Source organism: Streptococcus cuniculi (assembly GCF_001921845.1).
Classification (GTDB): Bacteria; Bacillota; Bacilli; order Lactobacillales; family Streptococcaceae; genus Streptococcus; species Streptococcus cuniculi.
In genome coordinates, this window is sequence record NZ_MSJM01000004.1 from 60,887 (window position 1) to 77,231 (window position 16,345).

The window sequence follows — 16,345 nt, forward strand, 5'->3', positions numbered from 1 at the left end:
ACGACTGAAATAATATTTTTTTGTCATTCAAGTTGATAAGGTGCTCTGTTAAAACACTCCACTTTCTTCCAAGGTAAACTTGACATTGTCCTCAATCCACTTGCGGCGGGGTTCGACCTTGTCGCCCATGAGGACGGACACACGGCGTTCGGCACGGGCGAGGTCTTCAATGGTCACACGAATCAAGGTACGGGTGTCAGGGTTCATGGTCGTTTCCCAGAGTTGGTCTGCGTTCATTTCTCCAAGTCCTTTGTAGCGCTGTAAGCTCGCTCCCTTGCCAAAGTCCTTGCGGAGTTGCTCAAGTTCATTGTCTGACCAAGCGTAGGCAATTTTTTCCTGCTTGCCCTTGCCCCTACTCATCTTGTAAAGCGGTGGTAAGGCGATATAGACCTTACCCGCCTCGACTAGCGGGCGCATATAGCGGTAAAAGAAGGTCAGAAGAAGGGTCTGAATGTGGGCACCATCGGTATCCGCATCGGTCATGATGATAATCTTATCGTAATTGGCATCTTCCAGATTAAAGTCAGAGCCGACACCTGCACCGATTGTATAAATCATGGTGTTGATTTCTTCATTTTTGAGAATGTCAGCCATTTTCGCCTTGGCGGTATTGATGACCTTTCCTCGTAGGGGTAAAATCGCTTGGAATTTGCGGTCCCGTCCTTGTTTGGCAGAGCCACCGGCTGAATCTCCCTCGACCAGATAGAGTTCATTTTTTGCTGCATTCTTAGACTGGGCAGGGGTTAATTTCCCTGATAAAAGTCCCTTGTCTTTCTTGTTTTTCTTGCCATTGCGGCTTTCATCGCGGGCCTTTCGCGCGGCTTCTCTTGCGTCTCTTGCGCGAATCGCCTTACGAATGAGGTTGGAGGCTAATTCGCCATTTTCCAAAAGGAAGAAGGTCAACTTGTCCGACACAATGCTATCTACTGCTGGACGAGCCAGAGGACTTCCCAACTTGTCCTTGGTCTGGCCTTCAAACTGCAAATGCTCCTCTGGCACCAAGATAGACAAGACGGCAGCCAGACCCTCGCGGTAGTCTGAACCTTCCAAATTTTTGTCTTTTTCTTTGAGCAGACCAGTCTTTCTGGCATAGTCATTCATAGCCTTGGTAATAGCGGTTTTAAGCCCCGTCTCATGCGTTCCTCCGTCCTTGGTGCGGACATTGTTGACAAAAGACAGGATATTGTCTGAATAACCGTCATTGTACTGGAGGGCCACTTCGACCTGAAATCCTCCCTCTTCCCCGTCAAAATACAGGACTGGGGTCAAGGTTTCCTTGTCTTCATTCAGATAGCTGACAAAGTCCTGGACACCATTTTCATAGTGGAACTGGCTTTCTTCGCCTGTCCGCTCATCTAGCAGGGTCAGGGTCACTTGCTTTAAGAGAAAGGCTGATTCGTTCAAGCGCTCGGCAATAGTATTGTACTTGAAATCGGTCGTTGAAAAAATGCTAGCATCTGGCATGAAGCGAACCTTGGTTCCCGATTTTGACTTGGGAGCCGTTCCGACCTTATCAAGACCTGTGACAGGTTTGCCACCATTTTCAAAACGCTGACGATAGACAGCTCCATCACGGGTAATTTCCACTTCCAACCAGCTAGAGAGGGCATTTACGACGGAAGAACCTACCCCGTGCAGCCCCCCTGAAGTCTTGTAGCCACCTTGGCCGAATTTTCCTCCAGCGTGAAGCACGGTGAAAATGACTTCTACCGTTGGAATCCCCATCGCGTGCATGCCGACTGGCATTCCCCGTCCGTGGTCAGCAACACTAAGACTGCCGTCCTTATGAATGGTGACATCAATGCGATCTCCAAATCCTGATAGGGCTTCATCGACTGCATTGTCTACGATTTCCCAGACCAAATGATGGAGTCCTGCCCCGTCGGTCGAGCCGATATACATTCCGGGACGTTTGCGAACCGCGTCCAGCCCTTCTAAGACCTGAATCGCGTCGTCATTGTAATTGTTAATGTTGATTTCCTTTTTTGCCACAAGGAACCTCCTGTGTTGTTCATCCTTACTATCTTACAGGTTTTTTGCTATTTTTGCAAATGGTGACCTTTTTCCGCTGTCACATTTTCCTCCAGATATTTTGGGCACTGAAATAGGTAATGGAGCGATTTCATGGTATAATGGGGATATGATGAAAACGATGATACTTTTATTGATTGCTTATTTGCTGGGATCTATCCCGTCTGGCTTGTGGATTGGCCACGTTTTTTTCCATAAAAATATCCGAGAATACGGCTCTGGCAATATCGGAACGACCAATACTTTCCGCGTTTTGGGAAAACAAGCTGGTATTGCGGTGTTTATAGTGGACTTTTTAAAAGGTACCTTGGCGGTCTTGCTACCGATTTGGCTTCATGCTGAAGGGCTATCACCTGTCGTATTTGGCTTGGTTGCTGTACTGGGGCATACTTTTCCTATCTTTGCCCAATTCAAGGGCGGTAAGGCGGTTGCGACATCAGCTGGTATGCTCATGGGATTTGCCCCACTATTTTGCCTCTACCTCATCGTGATTTTTGCAGTCACGTTGTACATGACCTCTATGGTGTCCCTTTCAAGCGTTATCGGTGCTATCCTAGGCATGCTGGGAGCTCTGCTATTTCCAAGTATTGGCTTTCTCATTGATGGCTACGACCTCGTCTTTACCCTTGTTGTCCTCTTCTTAGGGAGCTTTGTCATTGTCCGCCATAAGGAAAATATCGAGCGGATTCTTAAAAAAGAGGAGAACCTAGTCCCATGGGGATTAAATCTTACGAAACAACATGCAAAAAGCTAAGGAAGCACTTCCTTAGCTTTTTTATTATGCCTGATACACAACCCTGCCATCGCAAATCGTATAATGAACCTGTCCTTTTAGTCTTTCACCGACAAATGGAGAATTGCTAGCCTTCGATAGAAAATCAGGCGCGACGGTTCGCTCCTCGTCTGGTGCGAAAATCGTGATGTCTGCTGGACCGTTTTCTGCTAGGTAGCCCGCGTCAAACTGGTACAATTGAGCTGGATTGAGGGTCATTTTTTCCAATAACTCCATCAATGTCAAATGCCCTGCAGCCACCAGATAGGTCAAGCCGAGTGAGAGCGATGTTTCAAGGCCGGTCATGCCAGACGGTGCCTGCGTAATATCTGCGACATTTTTCTCGTCCTGATGATGAGGAGCGTGGTCCGTGGCAATAACGGAAATGACACCTGATTTCAAGCCCTCGATGACTGCTAAGCGGTCAGATTCAAGGCGCAAAGGCGGGTTCATCTTGGCATTGCTGCCTTGGGTCAGGAGCAGATTTTCCGTCTTTGAAAAATGCTGCGGTGCTACTTCTGCTGTGACCTGCGCACCTAATTGCTGGGCAAATTCCACCACCTTTACACTTTCTTCCTTGGACAAATGCTGGATATGAACGTGCGCCTTAGTCGCATAGGCAATCATGACATCACGCGCCACCATGCTATATTCGGCAAGACCTGTCGCACCGCAGACGTGAAAATGCTTGCGGGCAATCTCTTCATTAAGCCCCAGAATACCATTTAACTCTGGATCTTCTTCGTGGAGACTGATGAAGGTCCCTAATTTCTTGGCTTCTTCCATGGCTTCTCGTACCACTTTACTGCTGGTCAAAGGGATTCCATCATCTGAAAAACCAACGGCTCCCGCCGCCAATAACTGTTTAAACTCCGTCAGATGTTGGCCGTCAAAATTCTCTGTAATCGTTGCAACCGAGTGGATATGAATATCCTCGCGTCTAGCAGACGCCAAGACTTCCTCCAAGGTTTCAACTGTGGAAATGGTTGGACTGGTATTGGCCATCATGACCACTCGGGTAAAGCCGCCAGCTGCTGCCGAAAGCGCCCCTGTGTGAATATCTTCCTTATGTGTCTGACCTGGCTCTCTAAAATGCACATGAATATCAATCAGACCAGGTGCCACCACCATGCCTGTCGCATCGATGACTTGGTCAGCTTGCACTTCAATCTTGTCTGCAATCTGAACGATTTTCTGGCCCTCAACCAAGACATCGCAGACCTGATCAAAACCTGTTTTGGGGTCCATGACCCGACCGTTTTGGATAAGTAACATCTTCTTCTCCTTATTCATAAAAATCCACGTGGCTGTCCACCAGCTCATCACCCTTATAGCTAAACTTGGCAGAAAAGAAGGGCTTGCCTTCTAAGAGCCAGGAGACAAAGGTGTGGTCCCCCTCCCAAGTGGGCTTTGATAGCACTTCTTCGTAAGGCACCCACTCAAGTGTGCCTTCGGCACAGTCAATAAGGTCTCCCTCAAACTCTGTTGCCGTAAAGACATAAGTATACCAGTCATGGTCTGGCGTAAATTCTGGAAAGGTGATAATGCCTTTCAAGACTGGCTTTGCGCGTAGGCCTGTTTCTTCAAGGATTTCGCGCACCGCGCATTCCTGCGGTGTCTCACCTGCCTCTAACTTGCCACCCACGCCAATCCACTTGCCGGCGTGGACATCATGTTCTTTTTTATTGCGGTGCAACAAGAGCAATTCTTTTCCATTGTCCAAATAACAAATCGTTGCTAATTTTACCATGTTTTCTCCTACAAGAGCCAGTTAATGGGGTCTAGCCCCTTGCTTTCTAAAAAATGATTGGTACGTGAAAAGGGTCTACTGCCAAAAAATCCACGGTAGGCAGACAAAGGGCTTGGATGAGCAGACTCAATCACCAAATGGTGAGGATTGGTCACCAAGGCCTTTTTCTTGCGGGCATAGGAGCCCCAGAGAATAAAGACAACAGGGCTTTCTTTCTGATTGACCACCTTGATAATGGCATCCGTAAAGGGTTCCCAGATTTGTCCCGCATGACCATTGGCCTGTCCAGCAGGGACAGTTAGACTTGCATTTAATAGCAAAACTCCTTGTTCTGCCCACGGGGTCAAATCGTGTTGCGTTTTTTCACCCACATCATCTGCCAATTCTTTCAAAATATTTTGCAGAGACGGTGGTGCGGGCAAGTCATTTGGCACAGAGAAACTCAAGCCCTGCGCCTGCTTGGGGCCATGATAGGGGTCTTGTCCCAAAATGACCACCTTCACATCTTCCAAAGCTGTAGTCTGAATGGCGTTAAAGACCTTTTCTCTCGGAGGATAGACCACACCTCGTCCATATACATAATCCAAAAATTGATTGATTTTTCCAAAATAGCCCTGCGGGAGCTCTTGTTTTATCAAATCATGCCAAGCTGAATGTTCCATTAGTCCACCTTCTTCTTACTTTTTTCTTTCACGAGATAAATCGGACGTTTCTTGGTCTCTAGGAATACCTTGGACACATATTTTCCTAAAATTCCGATGGTCATCAACTGCAAGCCACCTAGGAATAAAATGATACAAATGGTGGAGGGCCAGCCGATGGTTGGATCCCCAAAAACAAGGGTTTTAATGACAATCACTACCATCATCAAGAGAGATAAGAGGAAGGTCAAAAATCCCAAATAAGAGGCGATATTGAGTGGAACTTCTGAAAAGTTGATGATTCCTTCAATCGAGTAGGACAAGAGTTTCCAGAAAGACCAGCTAGTTTCACCAGCCACACGCTCGACATTTTCATAGGGGAGGTATTCTGTCTCAAAGCCCACCCAAGCAAAGATGCCCTTTGAAAAGCGATTGTACTCGGAAACTTCTAGGATACCATCGACCATGTGACGGCGCATCAAGCGAAAATCACGCGCACCATCGACCACTTCAACCTGACTAATCTTATTCATCACTTTGTAAAAGAGGGTTGCAAAGAAGCTCCGAATGGGAGGCTCCCCATCTCTGGTCACCCGGCGCGTTCCCACACAGTCCAAGTCCGCATTGATTTCTAACATGGCCTTCATTTCGATGAGCATTTCAGGCGGATCTTGCAAGTCCACATCCATGACCGTTACTAAATCCCCACTAGCTTCTTTGAGGCCTGCGTAGAGGGCTGCTTCTTTACCGAAATTCCGAGAAAAAGAGAGATACTGAACCGCCTCATCTTGACTGGCCAAGTTTCGTAAGACCTCCAAGGTCCTATCCTTTGAGCCGTCGTTGATGAAGAGGTATTCAAAGGTTTCCTCCATCTGCTCACGAATCTTTTCCATTTCCTGATAAAAGAGGGGGATTGCTTCTTCTTCATTGAAGCAAGGGACGATGACTGAAATCATAGTTTCCTTTCCTTTTGGTAAATCGTTACTAAGCCAAGGCTTGATAGGAGCAAGATTTGCGGGAAAAATTGCAGGAGATAGCGGGTCTTTCCTCCCTCAAAAATCATGAGGAATAGGAGACCGCCAAAGATGGCAAGGCTTAAAAAATTCAGCGTGTCATCTGCACGATAGCGTCTAACCGCTGCAAATAATCCGACCGCTACAAGCAACCAGACAACCTGCTTAACCACTTGATAATAATGATAATATTTCCCATCATACTGGATAATCGTTTGACGAACCGCCTCAGCAAATGCGTTCTTTTCTGTATAGGCATAGAGCGGGGAAACGAGTGGCGTTTTTTCATCTTCAGGCTCTCGGTAAAGCCAGTTGAGAGAGCCATCGTACAAGGTCTGCGCTAACTTGTATTCGAGATGCTGGGCAAATGTCAGCGCTGTATAGCTTCTTAGTCTGCGCTTGATTTCCTTGAGTTCATTTTCTGTGGCAAACATGCCATTGTTATACTCCTCACGCTTGTCGGGTTCGACATAGAGCAATAGGCCTTCTTTCATATCTTCTTGGTCTGTTCCTGAATAGGTCAAGCCCAGATTGATAAAGGTCGTCAGGCTCTTTGCCAAGGTCTCATCGCGGACAATCGTGACTTCTTGCTGATGATAGATGGCAACCGTTAACCCAGCAAACACCAAGCCAAAACTAGCAACAAAGACTGCCATATAATGGACAAACTTCTTCCATTTTCCTTTCAAAAACAAGACCATCGCAAAGGCAATGACAATGATTAGCGCTGTTGGTCGAAAGACGGTTGCAATCGCAGTAACCAAGCCGAGCAAGCAGAGACGTTGATTGGCTTTCTGCTCTTCTTTGAGCAAGGCGACCATCAAGTACAACTGTCCTGCTAAAAACGGAAGCGAGGTGATGTCTGTATAGGTCTGAATGACATAGGGCGAAAAGCCTAGCAAGCAAAGATAGAGGCTAAATAGACTGTCTGCCACCTGCTGACTGAAAAAGTCACGCCCTGTTCGGTAGAGGATATAGGCTGTTCCATTGATATACATCATTCCCAGAAGCTGCAAGACCCAGAGCGCTGAAAAGCCGAATAGATGATAGAGGCTGCGCGCATACAAGAACACGGGCAGATTATTGGGATTACGTGTCAGATAGTTGGAAATAGACTCTTCCCCTATCATCTCTAAAGCCCCTGTAATGACCACAGCTGCATCCCGTCTGACTAGTAAGTTGGCTGATACAATCACCACGAGTTGAAAGACTATCGCTATAAAGACCAGCCCCTTCTTATGCGCCATCGCAAACCGGTAGGCCTTTACAAGCGCCTCTTTCTGCTGCACGAGCAAGACAAGCACGATGGCTAAGCTATAGAGAAACAGTCTTGGAAAATGTCCTAATTCCTGGGCAACTACCACCAACCAAAACAGGGTAATCAGCCACATGCTTTTTTGGATAAACTTAAAAAACAACTGATACATACAGCCTATTATAGCATGTTCGCCAAAAGATTTCTATTCTTACAAAAAAAGAGGGGAAGCCTCGCTCGCTGCTTGTTCCTCACTCTTTTTCGCAAGACTAGCCTAGTCCTGCCACGTTTCTTGGTTTTCTTTAAACTTCTTCAACAAGGTCAAGCCATCTGCATTGATATAGCCTTGAACTTTGGCCACCTTGATGAGTTCGCTGTAATTTGACAAGGTTACCAATTTCACACCAGCCTGTTCAAAGTTGGCATCTGCCTTTGGCAATTCGTAGGTGAAAATGGCCACCACGCCTAAGACATCTGCGCCCTCACGTTCTGCTGCTGCCACTGCATCTAGCACAGAGCCACCTGTCGAAATCAAATCTTCAATCACGACCATCTTTTGTCCCTTGACAATGCGACCTTCTACCTGATTCCCAGCCCCATGGTCTTTAGGCTTACTACGGATATAGGCAAAGGGCAAATTCATGCGGTCTGCAATAATCGCACCGTGGGGAATTCCTGCGGTTGCAGTTCCTGCAATCACTTCCACTTCTGGGAAAGACTCTTTGATTTTCTCCACAAAGCCGTCTTCAATCAAGGTACGCGTATCTGGATAAGAAAGCGTAATACGGTTGTCTGTATAAATCGGTGATTTAATTCCTGAAGCCCATGTGAAGGGTTCTTCTGGCTGAAGATAGACCGCCTTAATATCGAGCAAGTGTGCTGCAATTTCTCTTGATAATGTCATCTGGTACTCCTTTTATTCTTTTGTGATAATAGTTGACAAATAGTATATAGTGGATAGCTACAGATAGAACTAGCGTTCATCAATACTCTATAAAAATCAAAATCTGACTAGGCAACGAAATCGTAGCTAGAACTGAAGTTCAGCAAGGTGAGTTAACGACGTCAGGTTTTGATTTTTGACGAGTAAAAGCGACTTAACGATGTCCTAACCTTTATTCAATTCACTATAGTTGATTCCACTCTTTGTAAATTTCTCTGTAAGCCGCTACAGGGTCTGTTGCCTGCGTGATAGGACGACCTACGACAATATAGTCGCTTCCAATTCGGTAAGCATCTGCGGGGCTGACGACACGTTTCTGGTCACCTGCCGCAGCGCCTTGCGGACGAATACCCGGTGTCAAGCAGATAAAGTCATCAGAAGTCACTTGTTTGATGGCTGCGGCTTCTTGGGCAGAGCAGACAACACCGTCCAAACCCGCTTCATAGGTTTTTTGCGCATAGTGCAACACAGACTCTTTCAGACTACTTTGAATGTTTTGGTAGTCTCGCATCTGCTCTTCCGAGGTAGACGTCAGCTGGGTGACCGCAATGAGCTTGGCGCTATCTCCCAAGCCGCGTTTGGCAGCCTTCATCATCTCCACACCACCTGCTGCGTGGACGTTGGTCATATCCACTCCAAAATCTGCCAAGACCCGCATGGCGGACTCCACCGTATTTGGAATATCATGCAGTTTCAAATCTAGGAAAATGCTATGCCCCAAACGCTTGATATAGGCGAGCATTTCAGGCCCGACAGCATAATACAATTCCATGCCAACCTTGACATACAAGCGCTCATCGCTTGGAAAAAGCGCTAGAAAATCCTTGACTTGCTCAAAATTAGGAAAATCAAGTGCAATGACTGGTCGTTCTTCTCTCATTCAATGGTTCCTTTCTACAAAAAATAACCTTGCCTAACTAGACAAGGTTGCACGAAAAGAAGGGCTAATCCCTACTTTTACCATGAACACCTTTCTAGCCTCTCTGGACTTAGTTAAAGGGGTTAATCCGTTATTCCAATTTTCTTATCCCTATTTTACTCATTTATCTGACGATTGTCAACTGCTACCCTGCTAAGAACGCAATTCCTGTCGAATATCCCTCCGCAGGTCTTCCAAAGTCGCAATGCCGTATTTATCCATCACCTTTGGCAAATCATCAATAATGGTCGGACAGGCAAATGGATCGGTGAAATTGGCTGTACCAACACCGATGGCTGACGCGCCTGCAATCATCATCTCGAGGGCCTTTTCTGCCGAGTCAATCCCACCCATACCGATGATGGGCAAGTCGGTTGCCTGCGCCACTTGACGAATCAATTTGAGCGCAACTGGAAAGACCGCAGGACCTGACATGCCACCTGTGCCATTTGCGATAATCGGTTGGCGATTTTTCAGATTGAAGCGCATGCCGACCAAGGTATTGATCATGGTCAAGCCACTCGCTCCTGCATCTTCTGCCGCCTTGGCAAGAAGAGTAATGTCTGCCACGCTCGGTGTCAATTTGACATAGACTGGGACACTTGATGTCTCGACTGCTGCTCGGACCGCCTCATAGGCCAATTCGGGCACCTGACCAATCAAGAGACCGTGATTGCCATGGTCGACATTGGGACAGGAAATATTGAGTTCAATCGCATGGACATTTTTAGCTTGGGAAATTTTCCCTGCCACGTAGGCGTATTCTTCATTGGAAAAGCCAGCGACATTGGCAATGATGGGCAAATCTGGGAAATGCTGTTCCAACCACGGCAATTTCTCTGCCAGCACCGCATCCACACCAGGGTTCTGCAAGCCGATGGCATTGAGCATACCAGACGGTGTTTCTGCCACACGAGGCGTTGGATTGCCAAATCGTGGATGCTGGGTCGTCGCCTTAATCATAATCGACCCCAGACGATTCAAGTCAAAATAATCGGCGTATTCCTGCCCAAAGCCAAAGCAACCTGAAGCTGGAATAATGGGATTTTTCAAGTCAAGTCCCGGCAAGGAGACCCTTAGGCGATCTGCTGTCATCTCATACTCCTTTCTCATAGTACAAGGCTACCTGTCGCAAAGACGGGGCCTTCCTTGCAGACACGCTGATTTTCATGCTCTTTACCGCCTTTGGGACGGACAACACAGGCATAGCAGGCACCCATGCCACAGGCCATACGGGCTTCTAGCGATAGGTAGGCATGCGGGTGATGTTCAAACCGCTCATCCACATAGGTCATCATGGCAGGCGCCCCGCAGGCATAAATCGCATCAAAAGACTGGGACAGTTGATCCACCACCGTTGACACGTAGCCTTTTTGTCCATAGGTACCGTTATCCGTTGTGACAAAGACTTCTCCGTAGCGTTTTAATTCGTCTTCTAAGATGACTGCCTGACGGTCGGCAAAACCAATCACAGACACGACCCTCGCACCGCGCTGATGGGCTTGTTTTGCAAGCTCCACCAAGGGAGGAACGCCGATGCCGCCACCGATGATGAGAATGGTCTGATTGGCCTCTACATGTGCGAGCGGAAAGCCATTGCCGAGGGGACCCATGACATCGATTTCGTCTCCTGCTTGGAGCTTAGAAAAGACAGCAGTTCCCTGACCTTCCACACGGTAAATCAAGCGAGCCTCACGCTTTTTGACATCTATTTCAGAAATCGAAATCGGCCTGCGCAAGACCATGGACTTGTCTGGCACTTTCAGATGGACGAATTGACCCGGCTTCATCTCCGCCACCATCTCTCCTTTGAGGACGAGTGAAAAGATGTTGGGAGCTAAACAGTCTTGGCGCACAACGGTCATCATTTCTTTTAAAATCATGCTTCCTCCTACAAAAAATAACCCTGCCACAGGCAAGGTTACACGAAAAGAACGAGCGCTCCAGCAATCCCTCCTTGTCCGACACGCCTGTCATAGCTGATGACAGCAGGGTGCCAGATAGCCTAAAATCGCCTAGCCTCTTAGAACCTGTATTTATAAGCTCCCGATTAAAATGACTTCGCTTATAAATATAGGTGCTTAATATCTGATTTCGCCTTTTTTGCCTCTCTGGACTCAATTAAAGGTTTTGTTATTCTGCATTATACATTTTTCGCCTTTTTTTGTCAAATCATGATACAATAGAAATATGAGAATCCAACAATTACACTACATTATTAAAATTGCTGAAACAGGCAGTATGAATGAAGCTGCCAAGCAGTTGTTCATCACCCAGCCTAGCTTATCAAATGCCGTCCGTGATTTGGAAAAAGAGATGGGCATTGAGATTTTCTACCGCAATCCCAAGGGCATTACGCTCACCAGAGACGGGATGGAATTTCTCTCCTATGCCCGTCAGGTCGTTGAGCAAACGGAACTTCTGGAAGAACGCTATAAAAATCCCGGTGCCAAGCGCCAGCTCTTTAGCGTGTCTTCCCAGCACTACGCCTTTGTCGTCAACGCCTTTGTGTCTCTCCTAAAGGAGACTGACATGGAAGATTACGAGCTCTTCCTGCGGGAAACACGGACTTGGGAAATCATCGATGACGTCAAGAACTTCCGCTCTGAAATCGGCGTCCTCTTTCTCAACAATTTTAACCGCGATGTCCTGCTCAAGATGCTCGATGACCACCGCTTGAGCCACACCCACCTCTTTACGGCAAGACCCCATGTCTTTGTCAGTAAGACCAACCCTCTAGCTCAAAAGTCATTGATTACATTAGATGACTTGGCTGATTTTCCCTATCTAAGCTATGAACAAGGGATTCACAACTCCTTCTATTTTTCAGAGGAGATTCTCTCACAGGAACACCACAAAAAATCAATCGTCGTGTCCGACCGCGCCACCCTCTTTAATCTCCTGATCGGACTAAATGGCTACACCATTGCCACAGGGATTTTGAATTCCAACTTAAACGGAGACAATATCGTGTCAATTCCGCTGGACTACGATGATGAGATTGAGTTGGTCTATATCCAGCACGAAAAAACCATTCTCTCTGAAATGGGGGAAAAATTTATCAACTACCTGCTAGATGAAGTCAAATTTGATGCTAGCTAGGCAGAAACCAGTTGCAAAAAACCTTTTTAAACATAGTGAAAGCGTAGTGCAAGAAAAAGTGAAAGTCAATCAATTTTTCTTTCGGAAAACGCTTCCATTATGTTTTTATTTATGCTATAATAGTTCTATCATATATATAAGGAGTGATCTATTTTGGCACAAAATAAATTATTAGCAATGATTCTTGCTGGCGGACGTGGAACACGCTTGGAAGGGTTGACCAAAAAGGTTGCAAAACCTGCTGTTGCATTCGGTGGAAAATACCGCATTATCGACTTTCCACTTAGTAACTGTGCAAACTCAGGGATTGACATTGTTGGTGTTTTGACCCAGTACGAGCCTGTCCTACTCAATTCTTACGTTGCCCAGTCACAGCGTTGGGGCTTGGATGTGCAAGGTTCAGGTGTCTTTGTGCTTCCTCCAAGTGAAAAAATTGAAGGATTCGGTCTCTATAAAGGAACGGCTGACGCTATCACCCAAAATATCGACTTTGTCGACCTCCATGACCCAGAATATGTCCTCATCTTATCGGGTGACCACATCTACAAGATGAACTACGATAAGTTGCTGGACACCCATATTCAAAATGAGGCCGATGCAACGATTGCCGTTATCGAAGTACCGATGAAAGAAGCATCCCGCTTTGGTATCATGAACACGGATAGCGACTACCGCATCGAAGAATTTGAAGAAAAACCAGCAAAACCAAAGAGCAACCTGGCTTCGATGGGGATTTACATCTTCACTTGGAAAACCTTACGGAAATATCTCCTTGAAGACGATAAGTTAGATACCTCATCCCATGACTTTGGACATGACATCATTCCGAAATACCTCGCAGATGGCAAACGTCTCTACGCTCACCCATTTAGAGGCTACTGGAAGGACGTGGGAACAGTCAATAGCCTTTGGGAATCCAACATGGACTTGATTGACCATGCAGATGATCTAGACCTGTCTGATTCATCTTGGCGCATTTACTCTGAAGACTCTGGCTCTCCTGCCCAAGTCATCGGTAGCCATGCGACCGTCCGTAGTGCCTATATCGACAAAGGTGCGATTATCGAGGGCAGCGTTGAACATTCTGTTGTCTCGACAGATGTCGTGGTCAACCGCGGTGCTTCCGTGAAAAATTCTGTCCTGCTTCCAGGAGCTGTCATTGGCGATAATGTGCAGTTGGATTATGTAATTGTTGCAGAAAACGTGAAGATTGCAGAAGGAACAAAATTAGCAGGAACTGCTGATGCCATCCTCTTAATCGATAAAAACGTAAGCAAGTAAGAAAGGATTACCATGCTAAGAAATACATTAGGAATTGTAAATATTGAAGGAAATAATGTTCACTTTGGAGATGTCATGGATCATCGTGGGATTCAAGCCTTCGGATTTTTAGGACGCTACCGCTTGATTGACTTTGTCCTTTCCAACATGTCCAATTCTGGTATCAGTGATTTCCAAGTCTATATGCCTGCTAAAATGCGCTCTACCATCCAGCACGTCGGAACAGGTAAACACTACAATATCAACAGCAAACGTGGCAAATTACGCCTGTTAAACAGCGTCACAGACCCAAACTCCATTTACCAGCACGACATCAAGGCCTTTTCAGACAATATTCACTATATTGAAAATTCACACAAAGAATATGTCTTGATTGCACCGTCCTACTTCATCTATAGCCAAGATTATTCCAAAGTATTGGATGAACATTTGGAAACCAAGGCAGACATCACCGTCTTGTACAAAAATGTCACCAATGCTAAAGAAAACTTTATCGGCTGCCAGACACTCAAATTTGGCGATGACAAACGCATTGTGGAGTTTGAAGAAAACCACGGTAAATACAAGAATCGCCCTGTCTCTCTTGAAGCCTACTTCATGAAACGGACTGTCTTCCTTGAGTTGATTAAGCGGGCCAACAAGGTTTCTGCCCTCTACTGGCTCAAAGATATCTTGCGTGATGTGGTCGACCAATACCGCATTGTCGGCTATGCCCACCGCGATTTTGTTGCCTGCATCAATACGGTTGAAGCCTATTTCCAAACCCAGCTTGACTTGATTGACCCAGATACCCGCAAACTTCTCTTCAAGAGCAACTGGCCGATTCATACGCAGACCAGCGACAGCTCGCCATGTCTTTACGGACCGCTTGCTGAAGTCAAACGCAGCCTCATCTCAAACGGCGGCACCATCAATGGTCAGGTGGAAAATTCGGTCATTGACCGGGATGTGGTCATCGAAGAAGGTGTGGTCATTAAAAATTCCATCATCTTAAACGGCGTGACCATTAAGAGCGGAGCCAACATTGAAAATGCCATTATCGATAAAGCAACTACGATTGCGCACCCGGTTGACATTAAAGGAAGTGCTGCTGCACCTGCCTATTTGAAAGCCTATCAAGTTATTTAGGAGGAACTATGTCCAAAAAATCTGTTCTCTTTGTCGCCTCAGAAGGGCTTCCCTTTATTAAAACTGGAGGCTTGGCAGATGTTATCGGCTCCCTGCCCAAAGAACTAGTGAAGCAGGGAATGGATGTGCGGGTGGTGCTTCCCCTCTACTTAAAAATCGCTGTCAACAATCATGCTGATTTTGACTATGTGTCCAGCTTTGATGTGCGAGCAGGGGATATTCAGTCCATGGCCAATGTCTACCAACAGGTCGTAGACGGAGTGACCTTCTACTTCATCGAACACCGCGACTACTTTGAACGCAAGGACTTGTACGGCTACGATGACGATGCCATGCGATTTGGCTTCTTCCAGCATGCAACCTGCCGTTTGTTAGAAGCCCTGCACTACTTCCCTGATGTCATTCATACCCATGACTGGCATACAGCTGCGATTCCTTTCCTATGCCGAACCTTTTATAGCTACCGCGAGGAATTTCGCACCATCAAGCATGTCTTTACCATTCACAATCTCGCTTTCCAAGGGATTTTCAACAAGCAAGCCCTCTGGTCTGCCTTGGGAATGGACTATAGCTACTATGTAGACGGAATTGCACGCTTCCATGATGACTGTATCAGCTTTATGAAACTGGGCATCCTCTACGCTGACAAGGTGACAACGGTCTCTGAAACCTATGCACAGGAAATTCTGACCGAAGAATTTGGCGAACACATGGAACATGTCTTAGAATTGCGCCGTCATGACCTGTTCGGTATTGTCAACGGTATCGATTACGACACGTGGAATAGCCAGACAGATGACCATCTAGTACAGCCCTACTCTCTTGAGACCATCCAGCAAAAGAAAGCCAATAAACTGGCTCTCCAAGCCCAGTTTGGTCTGGCACAGGATGAACATGTGATGCTCGTTGGAATCGTGTCGCGCTTGACCTGGCAAAAAGGCTTCTATCTCTTGACCGAGGTCCTCAACCAGCTCTTGCAGGCCCATGTCCAATTTGTCATTCTAGGAAATGGGGAAACAGACATCGAAAATGCCTTCCACTACTTCAAGCATGCCCACCCAGATAAATTTGCTTTCTACCAAGGTTACAATGAGCCCTTGGCACATCAGATTTATGCGGCTAGTGATCTCTTTCTCATGCCGTCCATGTTTGAGCCATGTGGCATCAGTCAGCTGATTTCCATGCACTACGGTACTCTTCCGCTTGTGCGGGAAACAGGGGGACTGCGCGACACTGTGCCTCCTTACAACATCGTCACCAAGGAAGGATGCGGCTTTAGCTTCTGGGGCAAGGATGCCTACAATATGAAACAAGTCTATGATTTGGCCCTTGATACCTACTATAACCGCCCAGAAGATTGGCAGCAATTGATTCGCCAAGCCATGACAGCAGATGTCAGCTGGACAGCTTCGGCGAAGCGCTATATTGATCTCTACAACGAAATCACCTACTAATACTGGTCAGTTGATGTTGAAAGAGACAGATTGACAAACCAATACCAAAAGCGGGA

General features: G+C 46.6%; 15 protein-coding genes. 5 read left to right on the forward strand and 10 right to left on the reverse strand.

The features are described from left to right. Window positions 1–48: 48 nt before the first annotated feature. Window positions 49–1,992, reverse strand: coding sequence for a DNA topoisomerase IV subunit B (gene parE / locus BU202_RS05145; RefSeq protein WP_075104728.1), 1,944 nt, complete (start codon window positions 1,990–1,992; stop codon window positions 49–51). A gap of 148 nt (window positions 1,993–2,140) precedes the next feature. Here parE and plsY point away from each other — a divergent pair, with 148 nt between their 5' ends. Continuing rightward, window positions 2,141–2,785, forward strand: a complete 645-nt coding sequence (gene plsY / locus BU202_RS05150; protein ID WP_075104729.1) for a glycerol-3-phosphate 1-O-acyltransferase PlsY — start codon at window positions 2,141–2,143, stop codon at window positions 2,783–2,785. A 24-nt stretch (window positions 2,786–2,809) separates the two neighbouring features. On the opposite strand, the gene BU202_RS05155 is transcribed toward plsY, so the two are convergent. The 9 genes from BU202_RS05155 to BU202_RS05195 all read right to left on the reverse strand — a co-directional run bounded on the left by BU202_RS05155 (window position 2,810) and on the right by BU202_RS05195 (window position 11,207). Continuing rightward, complete coding sequence (locus tag BU202_RS05155) at window positions 2,810–4,078, reverse strand: dihydroorotase (protein ID WP_075104730.1); 1,269 nt, start codon at window positions 4,076–4,078, stop codon at window positions 2,810–2,812. 10 nt (window positions 4,079–4,088) lie between these two features. Then, entirely contained in the window at window positions 4,089–4,553 is a 465-nt protein-coding gene (locus BU202_RS05160; RefSeq protein ID WP_075104731.1) for an NUDIX hydrolase, read from the reverse strand. A gap of 8 nt (window positions 4,554–4,561) precedes the next feature. After that, complete coding sequence (locus BU202_RS05165) at window positions 4,562–5,215, reverse strand: uracil-DNA glycosylase (RefSeq protein ID WP_075104732.1); 654 nt, start codon at window positions 5,213–5,215, stop codon at window positions 4,562–4,564. Continuing rightward, the gene (locus BU202_RS05170; RefSeq protein ID WP_075104733.1) at window positions 5,215–6,150 is read right to left on the reverse strand and encodes a glycosyltransferase family 2 protein; all 936 of its coding nucleotides are present in this window, start codon (window positions 6,148–6,150) and stop codon (window positions 5,215–5,217) included. Before BU202_RS05170 ends, BU202_RS05165 begins: the two co-directional genes overlap by 1 nt. Continuing rightward, window positions 6,147–7,634: a glycosyltransferase family 39 protein gene (locus BU202_RS05175; RefSeq protein ID WP_075104734.1), complete on the reverse strand. Its 1,488-nt coding sequence runs from the start codon at window positions 7,632–7,634 to the stop codon at window positions 6,147–6,149. Before BU202_RS05175 ends, BU202_RS05170 begins: the two co-directional genes overlap by 4 nt. Window positions 7,635–7,736: 102 nt before the next feature. Beyond that, window positions 7,737–8,366 (reverse strand): orotate phosphoribosyltransferase, encoded by a 630-nt coding sequence (gene pyrE / locus BU202_RS05180; RefSeq protein ID WP_075104735.1) that lies wholly within the window; start codon window positions 8,364–8,366, stop codon window positions 7,737–7,739. Window positions 8,367–8,589: 223 nt separating this feature from the next. Continuing rightward, on the reverse strand, window positions 8,590–9,285 hold the full coding sequence (gene pyrF / locus BU202_RS05185; RefSeq protein WP_075104736.1) for an orotidine-5'-phosphate decarboxylase: 696 nt from the start codon (window positions 9,283–9,285) through the stop codon (window positions 8,590–8,592). 192 nt (window positions 9,286–9,477) lie between these two features. Beyond that, complete coding sequence (locus BU202_RS05190; protein ID WP_075104737.1) at window positions 9,478–10,419, reverse strand: dihydroorotate dehydrogenase; 942 nt, start codon at window positions 10,417–10,419, stop codon at window positions 9,478–9,480. 14 nt (window positions 10,420–10,433) lie between these two features. Further along, on the reverse strand, window positions 10,434–11,207 hold the full coding sequence (locus BU202_RS05195) for a dihydroorotate dehydrogenase electron transfer subunit (protein WP_075104738.1): 774 nt from the start codon (window positions 11,205–11,207) through the stop codon (window positions 10,434–10,436). Window positions 11,208–11,514: 307 nt separating this feature from the next. On the opposite strand from BU202_RS05195, the gene BU202_RS05200 reads away from it, so the two are divergent. The 4 genes from BU202_RS05200 (at window position 11,515) to glgA (ending at window position 16,289) form a co-directional block, all read left to right on the forward strand. Further along, window positions 11,515–12,426, forward strand: coding sequence for a LysR family transcriptional regulator (locus BU202_RS05200; RefSeq protein ID WP_075104739.1), 912 nt, complete (start codon window positions 11,515–11,517; stop codon window positions 12,424–12,426). A 153-nt stretch (window positions 12,427–12,579) separates the two neighbouring features. Further along, window positions 12,580–13,707 carry a glucose-1-phosphate adenylyltransferase gene (locus BU202_RS05205; RefSeq protein ID WP_075104740.1) on the forward strand — a complete coding sequence of 376 codons (1,128 nt, stop codon included), beginning with the start codon at window positions 12,580–12,582 and terminating at the stop codon, window positions 13,705–13,707. A 12-nt stretch (window positions 13,708–13,719) separates the two neighbouring features. Further along, entirely contained in the window at window positions 13,720–14,835 is a 1,116-nt protein-coding gene (gene glgD / locus BU202_RS05210; protein ID WP_075104741.1) for a glucose-1-phosphate adenylyltransferase subunit GlgD, read from the forward strand. A gap of 8 nt (window positions 14,836–14,843) precedes the next feature. Beyond that, on the forward strand, window positions 14,844–16,289 hold the full coding sequence (glgA, locus tag BU202_RS05215; protein ID WP_075104742.1) for a glycogen synthase GlgA: 1,446 nt from the start codon (window positions 14,844–14,846) through the stop codon (window positions 16,287–16,289). The last annotated feature ends 56 nt before the right edge of the window (window positions 16,290–16,345 follow it).